Source organism: Aneurinibacillus sp. REN35, assembly GCF_041379945.2.
Taxonomy (GTDB): Bacteria; Bacillota; Bacilli; order Aneurinibacillales; family Aneurinibacillaceae; genus Aneurinibacillus.
The window spans coordinates 20,603-42,703 of sequence record NZ_JBFTXJ020000009.1; the positions used below are offsets into that span (position 1 = coordinate 20,603).

The following is a 22,101-nucleotide window of genomic DNA, read 5'->3' on the forward strand; positions in this document are numbered from 1 at the left end:
TCTTTATAGCACCGTTTTCAACACAGCGGTGACCAGGATATTAATCAGCGAAAGCGGAAGGAGCACTTTCCAGCCCATCTGCATGAGCTGATCAACACGCATCCGCGGGAATGTCGCCTGAAGCCAGAAGATAAAGAAGACAATTGCACAGAATTTCAATCCGAACCAGACAATTCCTGGAATGAACCCGAGGAATTCAAATGGCGGAAGCCAGCCACCTAAGAACAATACTGTCGTTAGAGAGGCCATCGCAAAAATATACACATACTCCGTCAGCATAAAGAACGCCCAGCGGAAGCCGCTATACTCAACGTGATAGCCGGAGATAAGCTCAGACTCGGCTTCCGTTAAGTCGAATGGCGTCCGACTCAATTCGGCGAGCTGTGCAATAATAAAGATAATGAATCCAAGAAACTGCGGAATAAAAAACCACATGCCCATCTCTTTTTGCTTCTCTACGATGTCGATCAAGTTCAAGCTGCCTGTCATTAGAATAACTCCGACAACAGACATAACGAGTGGAATCTCATAGCTTATCATCTGAGCAGCGGAGCGCATGGCACCAATCAGCGCCCATTTATTATTGGAAGCCCAGCCCCCTGTAAGCACACCAAGCACCGTAATGCCAGAGAGCGCAATATAAAACAGCAGGCCGACACCGATATCGGCGAAATGCAGGTTCTCGGTAAACGGCATTACCGCCAGCACGCCGAACGCCGGCATAAAGGCGATCACCGGAGCGATAATAAAGAGCGGTTTATCGGCTGCTTTCGGGATGATATCCTCCTTAATCAAAAGCTTTAATACGTCGGCTACCGTCTGCAGAAGACCGAACGGACCCACCCGATTTGGACCTAGGCGAAGCTGCATCCAACCGAGAATTTTACGCTGGAAATAAATCGCATAGGTTACAAATCCCAGTACGATAGCCAACAGAACAACAGCAGACAGAATAAAAACCAGACTGTTCTGAAGCCCCAAACTTTGTTCGAGATACGCTCCCATTATCCGTCGACCTCCCCTAGCACGATATCAATACTTCCGAGAATCGCGACCATGTCAGCGATATTCTGCCCTTCGACAAGCTTCGGAAGCACCTGTAGGTTGGCAAAGGATGGACGACGGAACTTAATGCGATACGGCTTATCTTTTCCGTTGCTTGAGATATAACAGCCGATCTCTCCACGCGGCGCTTCAATTCTTGTATAAGCTTCCCCTTGCGGCGTACGAAGCACACGAGGTACCTTAGCCATAACTTCACCGTCTTTTGGAAATTGTTCAAGAGCCTGCTCGACAATGTTAAGCGACTCTTCCATCTCTCGGAAGCGAACCTTGTAGCGGGCGAAGCAATCACCTGCCGTCTCCGTAGGAACCTCAAATTGAAAACGATCATAAATAGAGTACGGCATATCTTTACGCAAATCCCATTTGATGCCCGTAGCACGAAGCTGAACGCCACTCAATGAGTAATTAATGGCATCTTCCTGTGTAATGACACCAATGCCTGTGAGTCGATTGATCAGGACTTCATTGCCTGTTACAAGCTTGTGGTAATCTTTAATCTGATTGCGCATATAAGGGACGAATTCTCTTACTTTATCAAGCCAGCCTTCAGGGGCATCCCACTTTACGCCGCCTACGCGCATATAGTTATACGTTAGGCGCGCACCGCTCAGCTCATTAAAGAACCCAAGGATCTTTTCCCTGTCTACAAAAGCATACAGCAGCGGACTTAATGCGCCCAAATCCATCAGGTACGTACCAAACCACAGCAGATGACTTGCCACCCGCTGAAGCTCCAATACCACGATGCGCAAGTATTCCGCACGCTCCGGAATCTCAAGCCCCATCATTGTCTCAACTGTATGCACCATCATGTAGTTGTTCGACATTGCCGAGATATAATCCATGCGGTCTGTATACGGAATAATCTGCGTATAGTTCAGATCTTCGGCCAGCTTTTCTGTGCCGCGGTGTAGATACCCGATCACCGGAATCGCTTCTGTAATCGTTTCGCCGTCGATTTTAACAATCAGGCGAAACACCCCGTGTGTACTCGGGTGTTGAGGACCGACATTGAGCAGCATTTCTTCAGTTCGGAGTTCTGTGCCTGAGCTCATGTCCTCACACCTCCTCATCATATTGTACATAGTCTTTGCGAAGCGGATGACCAACCCAGCTTTCTGGAAGCATAATACGCTTCATATTGGCATGGCCTTCATATGTAATTCCAAGCAGGTCATACGTTTCCCGTTCGAACCAGTCAGCACCCGGCCAAATGTCCATAACAGATGAAACTCTGGCATTATCCCGATCCACTTTTACCTTTACGCATACATTATTGCGATTCTTATAGGAATACAGATACACAAGCGACTCCATATAAGTCTCGTAATCGACACCAAGGCTTAAAGACAGATAGTCAAAAGCCAACTCTTCATGATCATGCATCAGACGGGCAACATCATGCCACTTCTCTCTTTTGACAACCAGCGTGGGTACATGTTCGCTCAGTTCATTAATATACGAGTCTTCCAATACATCAGAACCAAATTTTTCTGTTATAACTTTCACAATCTTATCTAGTACAGGTTGTTTTGGTGATGGCTGTTTCGGTTCTTCCTCAGCTTCCGCACCCGTACCACCAGCCGCTTTCGCTTTTGCCGCAGCAGCGGCAGCAGCTTTCGCCTTGGCAGCTGCAGCAGCCTTTGCTTTAGCATCCGCGTCTCCACCATCTCCACCAGCCGCTTTCGCTTTTGCCGCAGCAGCGGCAGCAGCTTTCGCCTTGGCGGCTGCGGCGGCCTTTGCTTTAGCGACTGCATCCGCATCGCCTGCGGCCGGTTGTTCCTCCGCACCTTCAGTCTCCATACGCTTGCGCTTCGCTTCAGCCGCTGCTTTGGCGGCCGCGGCAGCTTTTGCTTTAGCAGCTGCATCTGCCTTCGCCTTGGCTATATCGTCGGCACCTGCAGCTTCTTTAGGACTGTCTTCTTGTGCCGGCTTGGCACCTTCTGCTTCCATACGCTTGCGCTTCGCTTCAGCCGCTGCTTTAGCCGCTGCGGCAGCCTTTGCTTTAGCGGCTGCATCTGCCTTCGCCTTGGCTACATCAGCAGCACTATCCGCTTCAGGAGGCATGTCTCCCTGAGCTTGCTGGGCTGCCTCGGCTTCCATCCGCTTACGTTTCGCTTCAGCAGCAGCCTTCGCTGCTGCGGCTGCTTTTGCCTTTTCTTCCGGTGTAGGCTTCTTTTTTTCTTCACTCATTCACCGGTCACCTTCTTCCCGGTTTTCGCTTCATATCGAATTTTTTCTTGTAATTTATTAATGCCATAGATTAATGCAGGCGGACTTGGAGGACATCCCGGGATGTACACATCAACCGGTATAATCTGGTCCACTCCTTTTACTACCGCATACGAATTGACATACGGACCACCGGCTGTAGCACAGGAACCCATAGCAATAACCCACTTTGGCTCTGCCATCTGATCATACAGGCGGCGCACAAGCGGGGCCATTTTCTTCGTTACTGTTCCTGAGACAATCATGCAATCAGACTGGCGCGGCGAAGCTCGGTAGAATACGCCAAAACGGTCCGTATCCCAGTTCGCGCCACCTGTCCCCATCATCTCAATCGCACAGCATGCTAAACCGAACGTAAGGGGCCAGATAGAGTTACTGCGCGCCCAGGCTTTCAACTGCTCTAGCGTACTAAAAAATACGCTGCGCTCAAGCTCTCTACGTTCTTCTAAGCTGATATTCTCCAAGTTCAGTTCCATTCCAACACCTTCTTTTTCCAGGCATAGATTAACCCTATTACCAGCAGTACAATAAAAATAAGCATTTCGACTAGTGCGAATAATCCAAGGCTGTCATATGCTACTGCCCACGGGTACAAAAATACGGTTTCTACATCAAATACTACAAACAACAAAGCGAAAATGTAGTATTTTACATTGAACTGTACCCAACTGGAACCAACCGGGTCGACCCCGCTCTCATAGGTTTTTCTCTTTTCCTCTGTCGGATTGTTCGGACGCAGCAGACGTCCCGCTGTAAGCGCAACCACGGGCAAGAGAACACCTAACAAGAGAAAAATGACAACAATCAAATAATTATTTGCATACAATGTCGCCATAACTTTCCCCTACCTTACTCTATGAATTTTTTATGATAAAATTAGTAAAAAACAAGGAACCTATGGAAACCCCACACAATTATACCAAAAGGCTTGGGTACTGTCTAATAGTGGAACCTTGAATTTTATAGTACATTTGTATAGTAAGATGCATTAAAATAACCAACTAAATATAAGGAAGTGATTATTTGAAAACAAAGAAAATTCATGTTATTTTCGTTTGCTTAGGGAATATCTGCCGTTCTCCTCTTGGTGAAGGGATATTCCGGCATCTTGTCAAAGAAAAAGGCTGGGAAGAATACTTCCATATCGACTCCGCAGGTACTGCAGGCTACCATGCTGGAGAGATGCCCGATATCGGCTCCATATCCGTTGCAGAACAATATGGAATTTCATTGGATGGGCAATCTGCCAGACAATTTACCGTAAAGGATAGCAGCCAATGGGATTATATTATTGCTATGGACTCTTCCAACCATAAAAACATTCAAAAATTAGGTGCACTTACAGGAAACATTCACCTTATGCGAGAGTTCGACCCAGAAGGCTGTGGTGATGTACCCGATCCATGGGCGCGCGGCGATGAAGCCTTTTTAGAGACATATACAATTATCCGCCGCTCATGTGAAGGACTGCTGCACCATATTATGCAGAAGCATCCTTTACCTGTATAATTTCCCTCCCTACAGTATAGCATATCGTGTAAACTGAAACGTAAAACATAAAAAAAGGCTCTCTTCGATCATCTCGAAGAGAGCCTTTTCATCGTAGTGGAAAAAAAGAGAGTGTCAAAGACAAAGCAGGAGAAAAAAAGGACTAGCCTTCTCTTCTCTCTCCTTCTTTATTTTCCAGCAACATTAAGACGTGTCATAGCACGCTGCAACGCCAACTGAGCACGATTAAAATCAATATCATCTTTTCCGCTATCAGCCATACGGCGTTCGGCACGTTCTTTGGCCGCTGCAGCACGATTTACGTCAATATCTTCAGCAAGTTCAGCGGATTCAGCAAGGATTGTAATCTTATCCTTACGAACTTCCATCATACCGCCGCTGACTGCAATCTTGTCATCTGCGCCTTCGTGTTTCTTCACCAGAACCGGAGCAATCTTCAGCGGTGTAACCATCGGAATGTGATTCGGCAGAATACCCAAATCCCCTTCAGCACCTCTGGCTACGACGATGCGAGCGTCTCCGCGGTAGACAACCCGTTCTGGAGTAACGATTTCGACTGCAATTGTATTCATTTACGAAACCCTCCCCATCATCAGGGTTGAACTACTGCATGCTCTTCGCTTTTTCAACCGCTTCTTCGATTGTTCCTACAAACAGGAACGCTGCTTCCGGAAGATCATCGTGCTTGCCTTCCAGAATTTCTTTGAAGCTGCGTACTGTTTCTTTTACTGGTACGTATTTTCCAGCGAAGCCTGTAAACTGCTCAGCAACGTGGAACGGCTGGGACATGAAACGTTGGATTTTACGCGCACGGTTAACCGTTTGCTTATCTTCATCAGACAACTCGTCCATACCAAGGATCGCGATAATGTCTTGAAGCTCTTTATAACGCTGCAGGATCGACTGTACGCTACGAGCCACATCGTAATGTTCCTGTCCTACAACCGCAGGAGTCAGGATACGAGAAGTAGAAGCAAGCGGATCTACCGCAGGATAAATACCAAGCTCAGAAATACCACGGTCAAGGTTCGTTGTGGCATCCAAGTGAGCAAACGTTGTTGCAGGCGCCGGGTCAGTGTAGTCATCCGCCGGTACATAGATCGCCTGGATGGATGTTACAGAACCTTTTTTCGTAGATGTAATACGCTCTTGCAGCTGACCCATCTCTGTTGCTAGTGTCGGCTGGTAACCTACTGCGGACGGCATACGTCCAAGCAGTGCGGATACTTCAGAACCGGCCTGTGTGAAACGGAAGATGTTGTCAACGAATAGCAGTACGTCACGGCCCTCTACATCACGGAAATACTCAGCCATCGTCAGACCCGTCAGCGCTACGCGAAGACGCGCGCCCGGCGGCTCATTCATCTGACCGAATACCATAGAAGTTTTGCTGATAACGCCTGACTCTACCATCTCGTGGTACAGGTCATTCCCTTCACGCGTACGCTCACCTACACCTGCGAAGATGGAGTAACCACCATGCTCCTGCGCGATGTTGTTGATAAGCTCCTGAATCAATACGGTTTTACCTACACCGGCACCACCGAACAGACCAATCTTACCACCTTTTGCATACGGTGCAAGCAAGTCTACAACTTTGATACCTGTCTCAAGTACTTCATCTGCTGTAGATTGCTCTTCGAATGCTGGAGCTTGACGATGAATCGGATGATATTCAACATCTGTTGGCGCTTCTTTCAAATCGATTGGCTCACCTAGTACGTTAAATACGCGACCGAGTGTTTTCTCACCAACCGGTACAGAAATAGCTTTGCCTGTGTCGACAGCTTCCACGCCACGTACCAGACCATCTGTTGAGGACATGGCAACCGTACGTACGACGTTGTCTCCTAAGTGAAGAGCAACTTCAAGCGTCAGTTCCATTTTCTTACCGTTCTCAAATGTTTCGTTAATTTTAATAGCGTTATAAATCTCAGGCAGTTGGCCGCGTTCGAACTGAATATCTACGACCGGACCCATAACCTGAAGTACGCGTCCCTTGCTCATCTGTTTCCCTCCTATCAAACGCATCGAATCCTATTCGAGCGCGCTGGCTCCGCCAACGATTTCCGCAATCTCTTGTGTAATCGCCGCCTGGCGGGCACGGTTATAGAACAGTGTATAACGTTCAATCATATCTGTTGCGTTATCTGTTGCGTTGCCCATTGCTGTCATGCGGGCACCATGCTCACTGGCTTTAGCGTCCAGCAGTGCGCTGAAAATAAGGGTTTCCGCATATTTTGGCAGCAGGTCGGCAAGCACTTCATCCGCGGACGGCTCGAAGTCGTAGGTCGGTGTTTCTTCTACCTTCTCAACATCAGCCAGCGGAAGCAGACGCAGCTCTGTCGGATCCTGCTGAATCGCACTGATGAATTTATTGTAGACAAGATACAGTTCATCAATGCCACCATCGGCAAACATTTGGACAGCGCCACGCGCTACATGTCGAATGCTTGCAAAAGTCGGTGTATCGGACATATTCACGAATTCTTCCGCAATCGGATAATTGCGCTTCTTAAAGAAATCGCGACCTTTGCGTCCCAATACGAAAAGCGTATATTCATCCGGGCTTTTATGGCGTTCCGCAATGGTACGAGATACCATGCGGAGCACGTTTGCGTTATATCCGCCTGCAAGACCACGATCTGATGTGATAACAACATATCCTGTTCTCTTTACCGGACGGCTATCAAGCATCGGATGCTTCGCACCTGATGTGCCAGCCGCGATACTCATAACGACTTCACGCATTTTTTCCGCATAAGGTCGTGCCGCTTCTGCTCGCTCTTGCGCTCGACGCAGTTTTGCAGCGTCAACCATTTTCATGGCTTTGGTAATTTGCCGTGTATTCTGCACGCTTTTGATGCGCGCTTTTATTTCACGAAGTCCTCCGGCCACGTTTGTTCACCACCTTTGTTCCTTGAATTAGTCGTACTACATCGTTGTGTGACGCAGTCAAATACCTATTACTCGGATACAGCGAAGCCTTTTTTGAACTCGTTAATTGTCGCGTTCAATTGGTCTTCTGGTGGCAATCCTTTTGTGTTAACAATCGTGTCGAAGATTTCTTTCTTATTATGGTCAATGTAAGCGTGCAGTTCTTTCTCAAAACGAAGCACATCTGCTATTGGAATATCATCCAAGAAGCCTTTTGTTGCCGCATAGATAGAAACAACTTGCTTCTCTACCGGCATTGGCTCGAATTGACCCTGCTTCAGAATCTCCGCTGTGCGCTCACCACGGTTCAGACGAGCTTGCGTCGCTTTATCCAGGTCCGACCCGAACTGGGAGAACGCTTGAAGCTCACGGAATTGAGCGAGGTCAAGTTTTAGAGACCCGGAAACCTTCTTCATCGCTTTGATTTGGGCAGAGCCCCCTACACGCGATACAGAAATACCTGTGTTAACCGCCGGACGTTGGCCGGAGTGGAACAGGTTAGATTCAAGGAAGATCTGTCCATCAGTGATGGAGATTACGTTTGTAGGAATGTATGCGGATACGTCTCCCGCTTGTGTCTCAATGAACGGCAGCGCAGTCAAAGAACCGCCGCCAAGATCATCACTCAGCTTCGCAGCGCGCTCTAACAGGCGGCTGTGCAGGTAGAATACATCCCCTGGATATGCTTCACGACCCGGAGGACGACGGAGCAGAAGGGAGAGCTCACGGTATGCTGCCGCTTGCTTGGAAAGGTCATCGTATACGCACAGTACGTGCTGACCTTTATACATGAAATATTCACCCATTGCTACACCTGCATACGGAGCAAGATACAGCATTGGTGCCGGATCAGATGCCGTTGCAGACACAACGATTGTATATTCAAGTGCACCGTGTTTGCGCAGTGTTTCTACTACGCCAGAAACGGTTGATTGTTTTTGACCGATGGCAACATAGATACAAATCATGCCGTTGCCTTTTTGGTTGATGATCGTATCAAGAGCGATCGCCGTTTTACCTGTTTGACGGTCACCGATAATCAACTCACGCTGTCCGCGGCCGATCGGAATCATCGCATCGATTGCTTTGATACCTGTTTGCAGCGGTTCATGTACGGATTTACGTGCCATAACACCAGGAGCCGGGCTTTCAATCGGACGGAATGCTGTCGTCTCAATCGGGCCAAGGCCATCAATTGGTTGACCGAGTGGATTTACTACGCGGCCAAGCATTGCTTCCCCTACCGGGACCTCCATGATGCGTCCGGTACGTTTTACTTCATCGCCTTCACGGATATCCGTATATGGTCCGAGAATAATGACACCTACATTATCTTCTTCCAGGTTTTGCGCCAAACCCATGATGCCGTTTGAGAACTCAAGAAGCTCACCGGCCATAACGTTTTGCAAACCGTGAACGCGCGCGATACCGTCACCAACCTGGATAACAGTACCCACATCCACTACTTGGATGTCAGATTTATATTTTTCAATCTGTTGTTTAATCAGAGAACTAATTTCATCTGGTCTGATTGCACTCACCTTATGGTTCACCCCTATCTATCATACTTGGGCTTGCTTGATTTGCTGTGTAAAGCGGGCTAATTTGCCTTTGATGCTGCCGTCATACAGACGGTCACCAATGCGTACGATAATGCCGCCAACAATAGACGGATCTACCTTGGTTGTTACCCGCAGTTTCTTGTTAACTTTCTGGCCGAATTGTTCGGCAACCTTTTGCAATTCATCTTCCGTCAGCGGCTTCGCAGTAATTACGGTTGCTTCTGCATAGCCACGTGCTTCATTCGAAAGATCTGTGAAATGCTTTGCGATATCATTCAATTCCTCTTCACGGCCACGCTCGAAAAGCAAGTTGAGAAAATTCAGTGTCGTTTCAGAAGCTTTGCCACCGAACAACTCGCTAATCATCTCTTTCTTTTCCTGCGCTGTGACCTTCGGATGAGTTAAAAGCATGTTTAATTCATCACTCTGGTTGATAATATCGGTAATCTGAAGCAATTCCGTTTCCGTTACATCAATCGCCTGTTGTTCACTGGCTACTTCATAAAGGGCTTGGGCATAGCGCTTTGCAACAGCACTCATACTTGACCGCCCACCTGTCTCATAAATTGTTCAATCGTATCCTGCTGTTCAGCTTGCGACATTTCTTTTTCAATAATCTTGGATGCAAGCAGCACAGAAAGACCCGCTACTTGGTCGCGTACAGAAGCGAGCGCTTTTTCTTTCTCGCGGTTGATTTCGATTTTAGCTTCTTCAACCAAACGCTCTGCGCGAGCTTGGGAGGCAGTGATGATCTCTTGTCCTTCTACATCCGCTTGCTTCTTCGCACGCTCAAGAATGCCTTGTGCTTCTTCGCGTACTTTCTTTAATTCAGCGCGTTGCTGCTCGATCATTGATTGAGCTTCTGCATTCGCTTTCTCAGCAGAGGCAATTTGTGCCTCAATATGCTCCTGGCGTTTTTGCATGATCGACATCGCTGGCTTCAATGCAAACTTGGAAACAAGCGCCAACAGAATTAAAAACATTATCACTTGAAACAGCATGGTGCCGAATTGGATATCCACAGTCCGTCAACTCCTTTCCTGTATCAGGAGAATTCATCTAAGTACAATAAGGAAGGCGAAGGATAATGGCCCCCGCCCAGGTAAAAATGTGCAATTACCGACGTCTTGTCTCTCTTACAGACGTCCGAACAGCATGAAGCCGATAGCAACTGCGATAATCGGAACCGCCTCAACAAGACCCAGACCTAAGAACATCAGACCCATCAAACCACCACGTGCTTCTGGTTGGCGAGCAACACCTTCAATCGTACGAGAAACTACAAGACCGTTTCCGATACCTGCGCCGACAGCGGCCAGACCAAAAATTAAACCTAGTGCAATTGCGAAATCCATTATGATTTCCCTCCTCAGAGAATGATTCAAATCCATAAAATTTTATCAATAAAAAGGTTACTAGCGTGTGATTGCTTAGTGATCATCCACAACTTTTTGTGAGATGTACACCAAGGCTAAGGTAGTAAAGATGTAAGCTTGTATCGAACCAACGAATACTGAGTAACCCAACCAGATAATCAGCGGAAGGCTTACTGCTGCAACAGAACCTGCCAGAAGGAAGGCAATGAGCACCTCACCCGCGAAAATGTTACCGAATAGACGAAGCGGGAGCGTCAACGGCTTGATAATAAATTCTTCCATTACATGTAGGATAAACATTAATGGATGCGGTTGGAACCAGTGCTTCACATAACTGCCTGGATCTTTTTTGATGCCCAGGTAGTGTGCATACAGAAGCACCATCAAAGCTAGACCGAACGTTACACTCGGCGAGGCTGTTGGTGATTTAAACCAGACAACACCCAGCATTTTTTCCATTTTTCCATCATGTTCGACCTCATGACCGTGTTCATTGATCACTTCTTGGGTAATACCTAATGAAGGGATCGGATTGCTGTGTTCAATCGTTATGTTTGCCGCAACACCCAGCTGGTTTCCTATAAAGATATAGAGGAAAAGCGTAAGAGCGAGTGAAACAAATTTGGTGCTGGTTTTGGCATCCATAAACTGACCGGCAATTCCACGAATAAAATCGATGACCCATTCAAAGAAATTTTGTTTACCTTTAGGCACACCGGTCGTCATGTTTCTTGTGCAAAGCACCACAACGATAAGTACCAGAATAGAAGTTAAAACAGTCATCAGCATAACAGGGATATCAAAGCGCATTCCTGCAAACTGAATAATCGGAGAGTAGTGTTCCATTTTCTCATTCACCCCTTTCGTAAGCGCGTTATTTTTTTATCAATAAATATTGAAAGATAGCGAATAGAAGCGTCATGACTGGCACAACCATGAGTCCGATAACAACCCCGTAGAAGGAAAACATATGAGGCAGCTTAAAGGAAACGTACACAGAAAAGCCGGCAAGCAAAAATCGCGGTAGCATTCCGATTCCCCGCAATTTCTTACCCGGGGTAATCGCCGCTTCTCCAGCCTGCAAGGTCTTGACGTACAGAATAAAGCCGTTCGCCATACTCACCAGCATTCCCAAGATTAACCCTTGAAAGAACACGCGCTGCGGCATAAACAGCCATAGCAGAACGACAGCCGTAAACAATAAAAATATGTACCTAGCTATGTGTTTAATCGATGAAGCAAATGGTTCCATATTAGTCTCCAAAGAACTGTTTCACCAGGAAATAGACTCCTAGCACTCCTACTCCTAAACCGAACAATAAACCGACTAACAAGAACCATGGTTCGGTTCCTAACCATCTGTCTACTGCTCTTCCGGCCCAAAAGCCAAAAATAACAGAGGCAGCTAATTCTACCCCTATCGTTCCCACTAATGCAAAAGCTCGTAAAGGTCCGTTCTTTTCTTGCTTCAAACACGGCACCCCTCTCGTTTTATGCTTTCACACGCTTCCAATTTCTTCATAAAAACCTGACAAAAAACGACAATTTACTCAAGAAAAGGTTAGGAACAATGCGTCATATCAACATATGATCTATATTGTCCCTAACCATAGTACTTAAGCATTTATCGTTTGTCAACAATATGAAAACAGATTGTCACTTTTTCGACAAAACCAAGAGATTTTGCCTAATTAATTTGTGGGAATTACCTACTTGCTCCTTGACAGCGCTTATTTCTCCATCTCGACGATGGTTGCTACACCCTGGCCTCCACCGATGCAAAGGGTCGCTAAACCATAGCGAGATCCGCGGCGCTTCATTTCGTGCAGCAGCGTAACAAGTACACGCGCACCACTTGCACCTACCGGATGACCAAGCGAGACAGCTCCGCCGTTTACATTCAGCTTCTCATTCGGGATGCTAAGCTCGCGGCCTACCGCAAGCGATTGGGCGGCAAAAGCTTCATTGGCTTCTACAAGATCAATATCATCTATAGAAAGACCTGCCTTCTCAAGTGCCTTCTTCGTAGCAGGAACCGGACCGATTCCCATAATTGCAGGATCAACTCCTGCGCTTGCATTGGATCGAATTACAGCCAGCGGTGTCACACCAAGCTGCTCTGCACGCTCACGGCTCATCAGCACAAGCGCAGCGGCTCCGTCATTAATACCCGAGGCATTACCTGCCGTTACCGTTCCATCCTTCTTGAAGGCTGGCTTTAACTTGCCCAACTGCTCTGCAGTCACACCGGCACGCGGGAATTCGTCTGTAGCAAACAGAACCGGTTCACCCTTGCGCTGCGGGATTTCTACCGGAACGATCTCACCTGCAAACTTATTCTCCTTCATAGCCGCTTCTGCCTTCTGCTGGCTCCATGCAGCAAACGTATCCTGTTCTTCGCGTGTAAGACCGTATTTCTCAGCAATATTCTCAGCAGTGATACCCATGTGACAGTCATTAAAGGCGCACATCAGACCGTCTGCGAGCATGCTGTCTACAACCTTCTGATCTCCCATACGATAGCCGGTACGTGCTTTTGGCATGAGATACGGAGCTAAGCTCATGTTCTCCATTCCGCCTGCCACGATAATATCGGCATCGCCCAGCATAATCGCCTGCGCACCTAAATGCACAGCCTTCAAGCCTGAACCACACAGCTTATTAATCGTCGTGGACGGAACCTCATACGGAAGCTCGGCCTTAATGGCAGATTGACGCGCAGGCCCCTGGCCAAGTCCTGCCTGAAGAATATTCCCCATGATCACTTCATCTACTTGATCGCCTGAAACATTTGCCCGTTTCAGCGCTTCTTTAATAACGATGGCTCCCAATTCTGTAGCGGGAATGTTACTTAACGCTCCCATAAAGCTTCCAATCGGGGTACGGACAGCACTTACGATTACAACATCGCGGTTACTCATCATTCGGTTCCCTCTCTCTCACCTTTTTTAACGCATACCCGTACTATATTCGTTTGAAAAAAAGCGAATTCCTGCTAAAGAGTGAATTTAACACAAATTAAAAACTTTTCATCATACGCTCTAATACAACAAGGGATTCAGCGCGGCTTGTGGTACGTTTCGGGCCGAAATTCCCTTTTTCATCGCCTACCAAATACCCGCGTGCCGAAAGGAAGTGAATGCTATCTCCTGTGTAGGATGCAAAGGACTTCTCATCATGGAACACCGGATTACTCGTAGCTGGCTTGTTGATATCACCATACCCCTGCTTTAATGCATTATGCATGATGACTGCCATTTGCTCCCGGCTGATCGGCTCGTTTGCTTTGAACGTATCATCATCATATCCCGTTACAATCCCCTTCTCTGCGGCAAATAGGATGGCTCCCTTCGCATACTCTGGCAGTTTATCCTTAAATGGGGATGTACCTGTTGCAGGCTTTCCTTTCGTCCAGCCAAACGCTCGGTCCATAAAGGACACGAACTGCCCGCGGGTAACCGGAAGATTCGGCCCCATTTTGGTTGGCGTAATACCGCTCACAATGCCCTTCTGATGCATTTCCTTCAGTGTCGCCTCTGCCCAGTGTCCTTTAGTATCAGTAAATCCCTGAGCAGTGCCTGGAGTTGGAGCTGGCGGCGGGGTAACAGGTGCCGCCCCTGCTGCATATTCAAGAGAAATCTCATCGAAATACACTTCGCCGCTTTGTTCAAGTGTAGAGTCCTCTAAATCTACTACATATAAACTTTTCAATGAAACAGGGTACGCCATGCTGGCTGGGAAACTGGCTTCGATTTCCTTCCAATCGCTCCAGTTAATTTCTTTAGCCAAATCAACATAATGCACCTTTCCATTCGCATCCTGTAATTCAGCTCGCAACCAATGACGACTATTATCTCCATATACCCACAGCTTCATACCAAGCGGCTTGCCTGGCAGCGCAATTGCAGAGGAACCAAAACGCCCATAAGCGAATCTTGCATCTACATTTGAAGCGCCGGCAAAGTTATAAGCAAGTCGCAGCGCTTTAGCAGATGCCTTAACAGGCTCACTGCCTGTGGTCTGACGGAATGAGCCATTCGCGCTTATGGAAGCTGGAATCGTCACATAGCTAAACGACGTGAGGTTATCTGTGTTGTTCCAGAATGACCATGTTGTGCCTACGCTTACCGGAATTTTACGAACGATATTCTTATACGTAAAGACCATCTCGCCAGCTTTGTTCTCCTGCCCTGCTGTTAGGGTGAAGCCCTGCAGCGAGCCGATGCCCGGTGTGACTGATGCTTTTACCATATCCGGTGAAGCAGGAAGAACCTGCCCGCTCTTTGTTTTTACAGAAACAGCAATCGTTGCCTGTCCTCCCTGGCGAACCGCAAGCGAAGACGGCGACACGATAACATCCACGATCTCAGGATCGGCAATCGTTAGGTTCATACTCTTTTTGATCCCCTGATATTCCCCAGTAACCGTAATGGTACCGCTGCGTTTAGGCGTGAATACATTCTTATTGAACGTGCCATCTGCGGGATTAGCTGACCAAGTGATATCCGCAGGTTTTAGAGAAAACGGATTGTAATGCTTGTCATATGCTTTTACTGTTAGTGTAATCGGTTTGCCAACCATCCCTTTACTATCTGAGGTGAAAAGGAAATTCGCAAGTTCAGCCGGCGGTGCTGTGTTGAATACAGCAAGACCGGTTGGTACTGCGCGCAGTGTACTGCCAAGCTTCGGTACATTGAGTGTCGTAGTCTGCGTATCTCCCGGATAGCGAGCTACCATCGTGGTCGAGCCGCCACCATCTAGGTTAGCCGCATTGTAAGCACCCAACTGCTTCATCAGCTGTGCCAATTCATCTAAGTTCACACCACGGCTTTGGTTCGGTCCCTCTACAACGACCATGTACAGTGTTTTACCGTTTTGCGAGACACCAAATGCCGTACGCGGTTGGTTCCCGCCAATGTAATCGGACGGAATCTTCGTAAGCGCTTTTCCTTCTTTTACAAGCAGCATGTGTCCGCCCAGTGCGCTCGTCAATTCACGTTCACCTATCGGAAAATCTGTAGTCGTCTGGAGAGTAACGCTCACAGGGTCCCCAACCTTGAAGTGACTCAGTAAATATTGCTTGCCAACACCATGCCCCCAAAGGACGTAACCGCCTTTTGGAATGGCATAGCCTGTCTTGCTGCCTATCTGCACACTTTGCACTTTATCATCGACAATCAGCATCTCAACTGCATCCGGATATTCCTTGATCGCCCCAAGGCTTGTCTTACCAAAATCAGAAGTATAGAGATTGATTTTTCCAAGATGACTCTTGTCGTTTGTCGGATTGTATTCTTCCTTATTGACCCCTTGAATAATGGCGGTTGTTCCATCAGGCGCCTGTAATGTTCCTTTGAATCCCATGTGGGCAACAATCGCAGTCTTATCATTCAGCAGGCCAAAAGAGTACCAATTATTGATTTTACCCATGGAGGATACTAATTTACCCTCATCAAGTACGATGCCGAACGGAGCGCCCTTTCTGTCCATACGGAAAAAGTCGGCATTTGTCGCTGCGATGGCTTTATTTTCATCGGCCATCTTTTTGACATTTTGCCTCTCTGTTAGCTTTCCGTTTGTACCGTATATCGGACCTACTTTTACATACGGATTATTCAAATCGACACGCGTAACAAATACATTGGAAGATTTCCCGCCAATTACATGCCTGTATTTAATCAGTGTCGTGCCTTCTCCAAGCGGAGATTCAGACAATTTCTGGAGGGACGCACTAGCAGCCATTCCCTGATACGGCATGTATACAAGCATCGCTATGAGTACTGCGGTAAACAAAGCGGCCACTTTGCGTAAATACTTACTCATCACCCTTCTCCTCTCTTAATTTATATACATAGTTTTTCCCAATTAGTTTAGACGCCCTGGAGTGGGGATTAGTTTCTAAATTTCTTGCTTTTCTTTTCACGAAAGTTCCAAATGAAGGAAAAAAAAGAAGAGGAGACAGCGCTCCCCGCTATCTCACTCTTCTTGGTCCCTTCAACGAGCATTGACACGCACCTGCTGGTTTTGCAGTACTTTTAGCGTAAGGTCAAGCACCATTTTTTCAATAAGTTCTGTAAACACACCCTCTTCAAACGGACCATTGTGCAGCGGCTTACGGTTGGTCGCTTCATCCCATTCGGTGATGTCGCTGCGCACCAGCTCACAGAAGACGATTTCGTTAAAGAACTCCGTACTTTGCTGATGGTATTGTGATAAATCATTAGCCATTAATTCGTCTTTTTCCGGGAATCCGGATGGAAGCGGCTTGTGTACAAGGAAGTCGAACTCTCGACGCACATTGAAGAACGGCCCAACAGGCGGTGTGAGGAATTCTTCGATCTCAATAACCGTATCGAATGGCACATCCACTGTCAGTGAGCGCAGGCGCGAGAATACTTCATCCCGATCTGACCCGTATGGTGTTGCGTATTGAATATTCTTGCGAACAAAGCCGCTTAAGAACAATTTGCCACGCGGACCTCGGCTTGTGCGCGGCTGAACAAGACGGCACTGTGTTACCTTTACACGTTTCTTGATTTTTTTGATTTCAAGCACCGGATCAGGAAATTTAATTCGCGCTTTCAGCGGAATTTGTACCGAAAGTTCCTGCAGAAGCACAGGTACTTTTACGATACGATGTCCAGATGGTGTGAGATTCTGCGGCGTTACGATGGTGCCATCGCTTTCGTTAATATTAGCTGAATCGTCAAAACAGATAGACATGACGAATTCCCTCCTTAAAATTTCGCATACTGCATAGTATGAAGCAAAAGAAAATTCGCTTGGACAATGCGCCTAGGACAGAAGCGGATTTTCTTAGCGGTACCACGCCAAAAAGCGCATTCTCTAAGGAGAATGCGCTTTGCCCATTTTTTATACAAATGATTGCTGCGAGCCGCCTGGCAGGAATGGCTCCGGTCTTTTAGCACGCAGATTAAAATAATGCAGAATCGCTTCACAAATGCGGCGAGACGCTTCCCCATCACCGTATGGGTTGGCTGCTTTCGCCATTTTGTCATAGGCTTCACGATTCGTAAGCAACTCATCGGCTAGACCAAATATCTTATCTTCGTCTGTACCCGCAAGCTTCAGCGTTCCGGCTTCGATTCCTTCCGGACGCTCTGTCGTGTCACGCAGGACGAGGACAGGCACACCAAAGGCCGGTGCTTCTTCCTGTACACCACCGGAATCTGTGAGAATCAAGTGAGCACGGGACATAAAATTATGGAAATCAACAGCACCAAGTGGAGCAATCAGTTGGATGCGGCTGTGTTCGCCCAGGTATTGATTCGCTGCTTCCTGTACAACCGGATTTAGATGCACCGGGTACACTACGGCAATATCTTCATGCTTGTCTACCAATCTGCGAATCGCACGGAACATACGCGCCATCGGCTCACCAAGATTCTCACGGCGATGGGCGGTCATAAGCACCAGCTTCTTGCCGGCAAACGCCTCAAGCACGGGATGCTTATAATCATCTCGCACGGTTGTCTTCAATGCATCAATGACGGTATTTCCCGTAATATGAATCGCATCATCCTTCTTATCTTCCCGCTTCAGATTCTCTGCCGCCTGTGCAGTCGGAGAAAAATGAAGGTCAGAGATCACACCGGTCAACTGACGGTTCATCTCTTCAGGATACGGTGAATATTTGTTCCACGTACGCAAGCCCGCCTCGACATGGCCGACTGGAATCTGATTATAAAATGCTGCAAGACTCGCGGCAAATGTCGTTGTCGTATCCCCATGTACAAGCACCATATCAGGCTTCTCAGCCTTCATCACTTCATCTAGCCCTTCCAATACACGGGTCGTAATCTGAGTCAGCGTCTGCCGATCTTTCATGACGTTGAGGTCTGCATCTGGTGTTACCGAGAAAATCTCAAGCACTTGATCAAGCATCTGTCGGTGCTGTGCTGTAACGCAGACAAACGGCTCAAGCTCTTCATATTGACGCAGTTCATGTACGAGCGGCGCCATCTTAATCGCTTCCGGCCGTGTACCGAACACAGTCATAATTTTTTTCCTGGTCAACATTACACCCCATTTACACGTTACTTTGTTCCGTATAGACGGTCTCCGGCATCCCCAAGACCCGGCACAATATATCCATGATCATTCAATTGCTCATCCACAGAGGCTACATAGATATCAATATCCGGATGAAGCTGCTGGAACTTCTCGACACCTTCCGGAGCGGCAATCAAGCACATAAGCTTCATATTGTGGGCGCCGCGCTTCTTCAATGCTTGTACAGCAGCAGCAGCAGATCCACCTGTAGCAAGCATCGGATCTATAACAATCAGCTCACGCTCATTAATATCGCTCGGAAGCTTCACATAATATTCCACTGGCTCTAACGTTTCTGGATCACGATACAAGCCGACATGGCCAACTTTTGCGGCAGGGATCAGCTTCAGCATCCCATCTACCATTCCAAGTCCTGCACGGAGAATCGGAACGAGGCCGACTTTCTTCCCGGCAATTACATTCGTCTTACAAGTCGTAACCGGTGTTTCAATCTCGATTTCTTTCAGCGGCATTTCACGTGTAATCTCATACGCCATCAACATGGCGACTTCGTCTACCAGTTCGCGGAACTCTTTTGTTCCCGTGTTTTTATCCCGAATATACGATAATTTGTGCTGAATTAAAGGATGGTCAAATACGTACACTTTTCCCATCAGGTGAGCCTCCTGTCTGCTTATGAAGATATGTCATTACTATTCACTGTTTTTTACACTGCGATATATTATAACAGACTGAAGTGCGAGATGCACCTGTCATTAAAAAAATCAAAGAATTGATACATATTATGTAAAAAGGCCCCGAATGAACATATAGCTCATTTGGGGCCTTACTATCATGTACGAACATTACATTTGCAGTTCTGGATACATTGGAAACTTCTCGCAGATAGCAGCGACGCGTTGACGCGCTTCTTCTTGCTTTGCTTCATCCTGCGGATTTTTCAGGCATAGAGCCATAATCGCAGCGATTTCTTTCATCGCTTCTTCGTCAAAGCCGCGGCTTGTAATCGCTGGCGTACCAATACGGATTCCGCTTGTAACAAACGGACTTGCCGGATCGTACGGAATGGTGTTTTTATTGCACGTGATACCTACTTCATCTAACAGATGCTCGGCTTCTTTTCCTGTTAAGCTCATGTTACGCACATCAATCAAAATCAGATGGTTATCCGTACCGCCGGAAATTAACGTGAAGCCTTGTTCTTTTAACGACTCGGCTAACTGTTTCGCATTTGCAACGACACGAGCGCTGTATTCTTTGAATTCAGGCTGCAGAGCTTCACCGAATGCTACCGCTTTTGCTGCGATTACATGCATGAGCGGACCACCCTGGATACCAGGGAATACAGACTTGTCAATCGCTTTTGCATATTCTTCACGGCATAAGATCATACCACCACGCGGGCCGCGAAGTGTCTTATGTGTAGTCGTTGTTACGAAATCGGCATACGGTACCGGATTTGGATGATGACCCGTAGCTACAAGACCGGCAATATGTGCCATGTCTACCATCAGGTAGGCACCTACGCTATCGGCGATCTCGCGCAGCACAGCAAAATCAATTTCACGCGGATAAGCACTTGCGCCTGCTACGATCATTTTTGGCTTATGTTCCTCCGCCTTTTTGCGAACATCTTCATAGTCTAGCACCTGCGCTTCTTGATCCACACCGTATTCCACGAAATTGTACAGCGTACCGGAGAAGTTTACCGGGCTACCGTGCGTTAAATGTCCGCCATGGGATAGATTCATACCAAGCACGGTGTCTCCCGGCTTCAAGAATGCAAAATACACGGCCATGTTTGCTTGTGCACCAGAATGCGGCTGCACGTTGGCATGTTCGGCACCGAATAATTCCTTGGCACGATCACGTGCAAGATTTTCTACAATATCTACGCATTCGCAGCCACCGTAATAGCGCTTGCCCGGATAGCCTTCCGCATATTTATTGGTCAATACTGTACCCATCGCTTCCATAACCGCTTCACTGACAAAGTTCTCGGAAGCAATTAACTCGATTTTTGTGCGCTGACGGCCCAACTCCAATTTAATGGCTTCTGCTACTGCTGCGTCTTGTTTTTTAACGTGTTCAAGCATTCTCTCTTCTCCTCCTCATATTAGCTGCATCTATACTAGCGACAACTCTCCTCGATAGGCGTGCGTTCATACACAGCACGCGCTCCCCCGATCAGCTTCGGCCGAGTAACCGCCATTGTTACATGCGCTTCTCCGACCTGCTTGATTCGAGGGCGAACGGGTACAGCTACCGGCTTTAGGTGCATCCCGATAAACGTGTCACCGATGTCAATCCCAGCATCAGCTTGAATTGACTCCACCACTACAGCATCCCGCATTTGCTGAAAAACGTGAGCTGCCATGGCACCGCCGGCACGTGGAACAGGGACAACCATGACCTCAGGCCAACCCAAACGTTCAGCAATCTCTCTCTCTACTACAAGCGCCCGGTTCAAGTGCTCGCAGCATTGAAATGCTACGGAAAATCCGTATTTCTGTCTTACTTCTTCAATGGAAGCATACAGAATATGTGCAACATCTCCGCTACCTGCCGAACCGATTCGTTTCCCGATAATCTCGCTCGTGCTTGTCCCGAATACGACTACATGCTTTTCGCCAAGCGGCTTAGCTGACAATAAATCTTCTATAATGGTGGTGATGTCTTGCTTTATTTGTTGAATCTCCACAGGTTTTCACACTGCCTTTAATCGAGGTTTACTGATTGTTCTCGATGTTTTTGATTTTTTCCACACGACGCAGATGACGCCCTGCGGAAAATTCTGTTTCCAGCCATATTTTTGCAATCTCCAATGCCAGACCTGGTCCAATAACGCGTTCGCCCATCGCAAGAATATTCGTATCATTATGCTCGCGAGTTGCTTTTGCCGTAAAGCAGTCGTGTACGAGCGCACAGCGAATGCCTTTGACTTTATTTGCCGCAATCGACATCCCAATTCCTGTACCGCAAATGAGAATGCCGCGATCGAATTCACCCGCCGCCACTTTCTTTGCTACTGGAAGCGCATAATCTGGATAGTCGACCGAATCTTCACAATTACAGCCGAAATCTTCATATTCAATCCCTGCAGACTCCAGGTACGTTTTAATTTCTTCCTTTAACCGGAAACCGCCGTGATCGGCGGCAATTGCAACTTTCACGTCTAGATTCCTCCGTTTCTGTTATCCATAAGCTTCTCCTGTATTATAACCCATGATTAGCAAATGCATAGAGGATTTTGTTCGGCAAAAATATAAAACCTGTACATTAATGATTATATAACAAAAAACGTTCGGAAATAAAGGGTTTATGGTAAGAAGTTTTTCTCGACATTTCCGGCAATGTTTCCCGGGAAATCGACGAGAATCGACCCC

The 22,101-nt window shown here is 47.4% G+C and carries 24 protein-coding genes; 1 reads left to right on the forward strand and 23 read right to left on the reverse strand.

Annotated features, from left to right (window positions below):
• Positions 1–3: 3 nt before the first annotated feature.
• Genes nuoH through AB3351_RS16140 form a run of 5 tightly spaced genes read right to left on the reverse strand, consistent with a single transcriptional unit; the run spans position 4 to position 4,132 of the window.
• Positions 4–1,005 (reverse strand): NADH-quinone oxidoreductase subunit NuoH, encoded by a 1,002-nt coding sequence (gene nuoH / locus AB3351_RS16120; protein ID WP_371148180.1) that lies wholly within the window; start codon positions 1,003–1,005, stop codon positions 4–6.
• On the reverse strand, positions 1,005–2,120 hold the full coding sequence (locus AB3351_RS16125) for an NADH-quinone oxidoreductase subunit D (protein WP_371148181.1): 1,116 nt from the start codon (positions 2,118–2,120) through the stop codon (positions 1,005–1,007). The genes nuoH and AB3351_RS16125 overlap by 1 nt, the downstream gene beginning before the upstream one ends.
• A gap of 4 nt (positions 2,121–2,124) precedes the next feature.
• Positions 2,125–3,258 carry an NADH-quinone oxidoreductase subunit C gene (locus AB3351_RS16130; protein WP_371148182.1) on the reverse strand — a complete coding sequence of 378 codons (1,134 nt, stop codon included), beginning with the start codon at positions 3,256–3,258 and terminating at the stop codon, positions 2,125–2,127.
• Positions 3,255–3,773, reverse strand: coding sequence for a NuoB/complex I 20 kDa subunit family protein (locus AB3351_RS16135; RefSeq protein ID WP_371148183.1), 519 nt, complete (start codon positions 3,771–3,773; stop codon positions 3,255–3,257). Before AB3351_RS16135 ends, AB3351_RS16130 begins: the two co-directional genes overlap by 4 nt.
• Positions 3,764–4,132, reverse strand: a complete 369-nt coding sequence (locus AB3351_RS16140; protein WP_371148184.1) for an NADH-quinone oxidoreductase subunit A — start codon at positions 4,130–4,132, stop codon at positions 3,764–3,766. Before AB3351_RS16140 ends, AB3351_RS16135 begins: the two co-directional genes overlap by 10 nt.
• A gap of 188 nt (positions 4,133–4,320) precedes the next feature.
• Here AB3351_RS16140 and AB3351_RS16145 point away from each other — a divergent pair, with 188 nt between their 5' ends.
• Positions 4,321–4,806, forward strand: a complete 486-nt coding sequence (locus AB3351_RS16145) for a low molecular weight protein-tyrosine-phosphatase (protein ID WP_371148185.1) — start codon at positions 4,321–4,323, stop codon at positions 4,804–4,806.
• Between the two features lie 167 nt (positions 4,807–4,973).
• On the opposite strand, the gene AB3351_RS16150 is transcribed toward AB3351_RS16145, so the two are convergent.
• The 18 genes from AB3351_RS16150 to rpiB all read right to left on the reverse strand — a co-directional run bounded on the left by AB3351_RS16150 (position 4,974) and on the right by rpiB (position 21,888).
• A complete protein-coding gene (locus AB3351_RS16150; RefSeq protein WP_371148186.1) occupies positions 4,974–5,378 on the reverse strand; it encodes a F0F1 ATP synthase subunit epsilon in 405 nt (134 codons plus the stop codon).
• Positions 5,379–5,409: 31 nt separating this feature from the next.
• Entirely contained in the window at positions 5,410–6,813 is a 1,404-nt protein-coding gene (gene atpD, locus AB3351_RS16155) for a F0F1 ATP synthase subunit beta (RefSeq protein ID WP_371148187.1), read from the reverse strand.
• Between the two features lie 30 nt (positions 6,814–6,843).
• The gene (gene atpG / locus AB3351_RS16160; RefSeq protein ID WP_371148188.1) at positions 6,844–7,704 is read right to left on the reverse strand and encodes an ATP synthase F1 subunit gamma; all 861 of its coding nucleotides are present in this window, start codon (positions 7,702–7,704) and stop codon (positions 6,844–6,846) included.
• A 68-nt stretch (positions 7,705–7,772) separates the two neighbouring features.
• Positions 7,773–9,284 (reverse strand): F0F1 ATP synthase subunit alpha, encoded by a 1,512-nt coding sequence (atpA, locus tag AB3351_RS16165; protein WP_371148189.1) that lies wholly within the window; start codon positions 9,282–9,284, stop codon positions 7,773–7,775.
• 21 nt (positions 9,285–9,305) lie between these two features.
• Positions 9,306–9,845, reverse strand: coding sequence for a F0F1 ATP synthase subunit delta (locus AB3351_RS16170; protein WP_371148190.1), 540 nt, complete (start codon positions 9,843–9,845; stop codon positions 9,306–9,308).
• Complete coding sequence (atpF, locus tag AB3351_RS16175; protein WP_371148191.1) at positions 9,842–10,327, reverse strand: F0F1 ATP synthase subunit B; 486 nt, start codon at positions 10,325–10,327, stop codon at positions 9,842–9,844. The genes AB3351_RS16170 and atpF overlap by 4 nt, the downstream gene beginning before the upstream one ends.
• 114 nt (positions 10,328–10,441) lie before the next feature.
• Positions 10,442–10,660, reverse strand: a complete 219-nt coding sequence (gene atpE / locus AB3351_RS16180) for a F0F1 ATP synthase subunit C (protein WP_206248335.1) — start codon at positions 10,658–10,660, stop codon at positions 10,442–10,444.
• A gap of 75 nt (positions 10,661–10,735) precedes the next feature.
• Positions 10,736–11,527 carry a F0F1 ATP synthase subunit A gene (gene atpB, locus AB3351_RS16185; protein WP_371148192.1) on the reverse strand — a complete coding sequence of 264 codons (792 nt, stop codon included), beginning with the start codon at positions 11,525–11,527 and terminating at the stop codon, positions 10,736–10,738.
• Positions 11,528–11,555: 28 nt separating this feature from the next.
• On the reverse strand, positions 11,556–11,933 hold the full coding sequence (locus tag AB3351_RS16190) for an ATP synthase subunit I (RefSeq protein ID WP_371148193.1): 378 nt from the start codon (positions 11,931–11,933) through the stop codon (positions 11,556–11,558).
• Position 11,934: 1 nt separating this feature from the next.
• Positions 11,935–12,153 carry an AtpZ/AtpI family protein gene (locus AB3351_RS16195; protein ID WP_371148194.1) on the reverse strand — a complete coding sequence of 73 codons (219 nt, stop codon included), beginning with the start codon at positions 12,151–12,153 and terminating at the stop codon, positions 11,935–11,937.
• Between the two features lie 258 nt (positions 12,154–12,411).
• Positions 12,412–13,602, reverse strand: coding sequence for an acetyl-CoA C-acetyltransferase (locus AB3351_RS16200; RefSeq protein WP_371148318.1), 1,191 nt, complete (start codon positions 13,600–13,602; stop codon positions 12,412–12,414).
• 97 nt (positions 13,603–13,699) lie between these two features.
• On the reverse strand, positions 13,700–16,504 hold the full coding sequence (locus AB3351_RS16205; protein ID WP_371148195.1) for a phosphodiester glycosidase family protein: 2,805 nt from the start codon (positions 16,502–16,504) through the stop codon (positions 13,700–13,702).
• A 171-nt stretch (positions 16,505–16,675) separates the two neighbouring features.
• On the reverse strand, positions 16,676–17,404 hold the full coding sequence (locus tag AB3351_RS16210) for a CsxC family protein (RefSeq protein WP_371148196.1): 729 nt from the start codon (positions 17,402–17,404) through the stop codon (positions 16,676–16,678).
• 150 nt (positions 17,405–17,554) lie between these two features.
• The gene (gene wecB / locus AB3351_RS16215; RefSeq protein ID WP_371148197.1) at positions 17,555–18,721 is read right to left on the reverse strand and encodes a non-hydrolyzing UDP-N-acetylglucosamine 2-epimerase; all 1,167 of its coding nucleotides are present in this window, start codon (positions 18,719–18,721) and stop codon (positions 17,555–17,557) included.
• 17 nt (positions 18,722–18,738) lie between these two features.
• Positions 18,739–19,368, reverse strand: coding sequence for a uracil phosphoribosyltransferase (gene upp / locus AB3351_RS16220; protein ID WP_371148198.1), 630 nt, complete (start codon positions 19,366–19,368; stop codon positions 18,739–18,741).
• 192 nt (positions 19,369–19,560) lie between these two features.
• Positions 19,561–20,811, reverse strand: coding sequence for a serine hydroxymethyltransferase (locus tag AB3351_RS16225; RefSeq protein ID WP_371148199.1), 1,251 nt, complete (start codon positions 20,809–20,811; stop codon positions 19,561–19,563).
• A 35-nt stretch (positions 20,812–20,846) separates the two neighbouring features.
• Positions 20,847–21,389 carry a TIGR01440 family protein gene (locus tag AB3351_RS16230; RefSeq protein ID WP_371148319.1) on the reverse strand — a complete coding sequence of 181 codons (543 nt, stop codon included), beginning with the start codon at positions 21,387–21,389 and terminating at the stop codon, positions 20,847–20,849.
• Positions 21,390–21,444: 55 nt separating this feature from the next.
• Entirely contained in the window at positions 21,445–21,888 is a 444-nt protein-coding gene (gene rpiB, locus AB3351_RS16235) for a ribose 5-phosphate isomerase B (protein ID WP_371148200.1), read from the reverse strand.
• Positions 21,889–22,101: the final 213 nt, after the last annotated feature.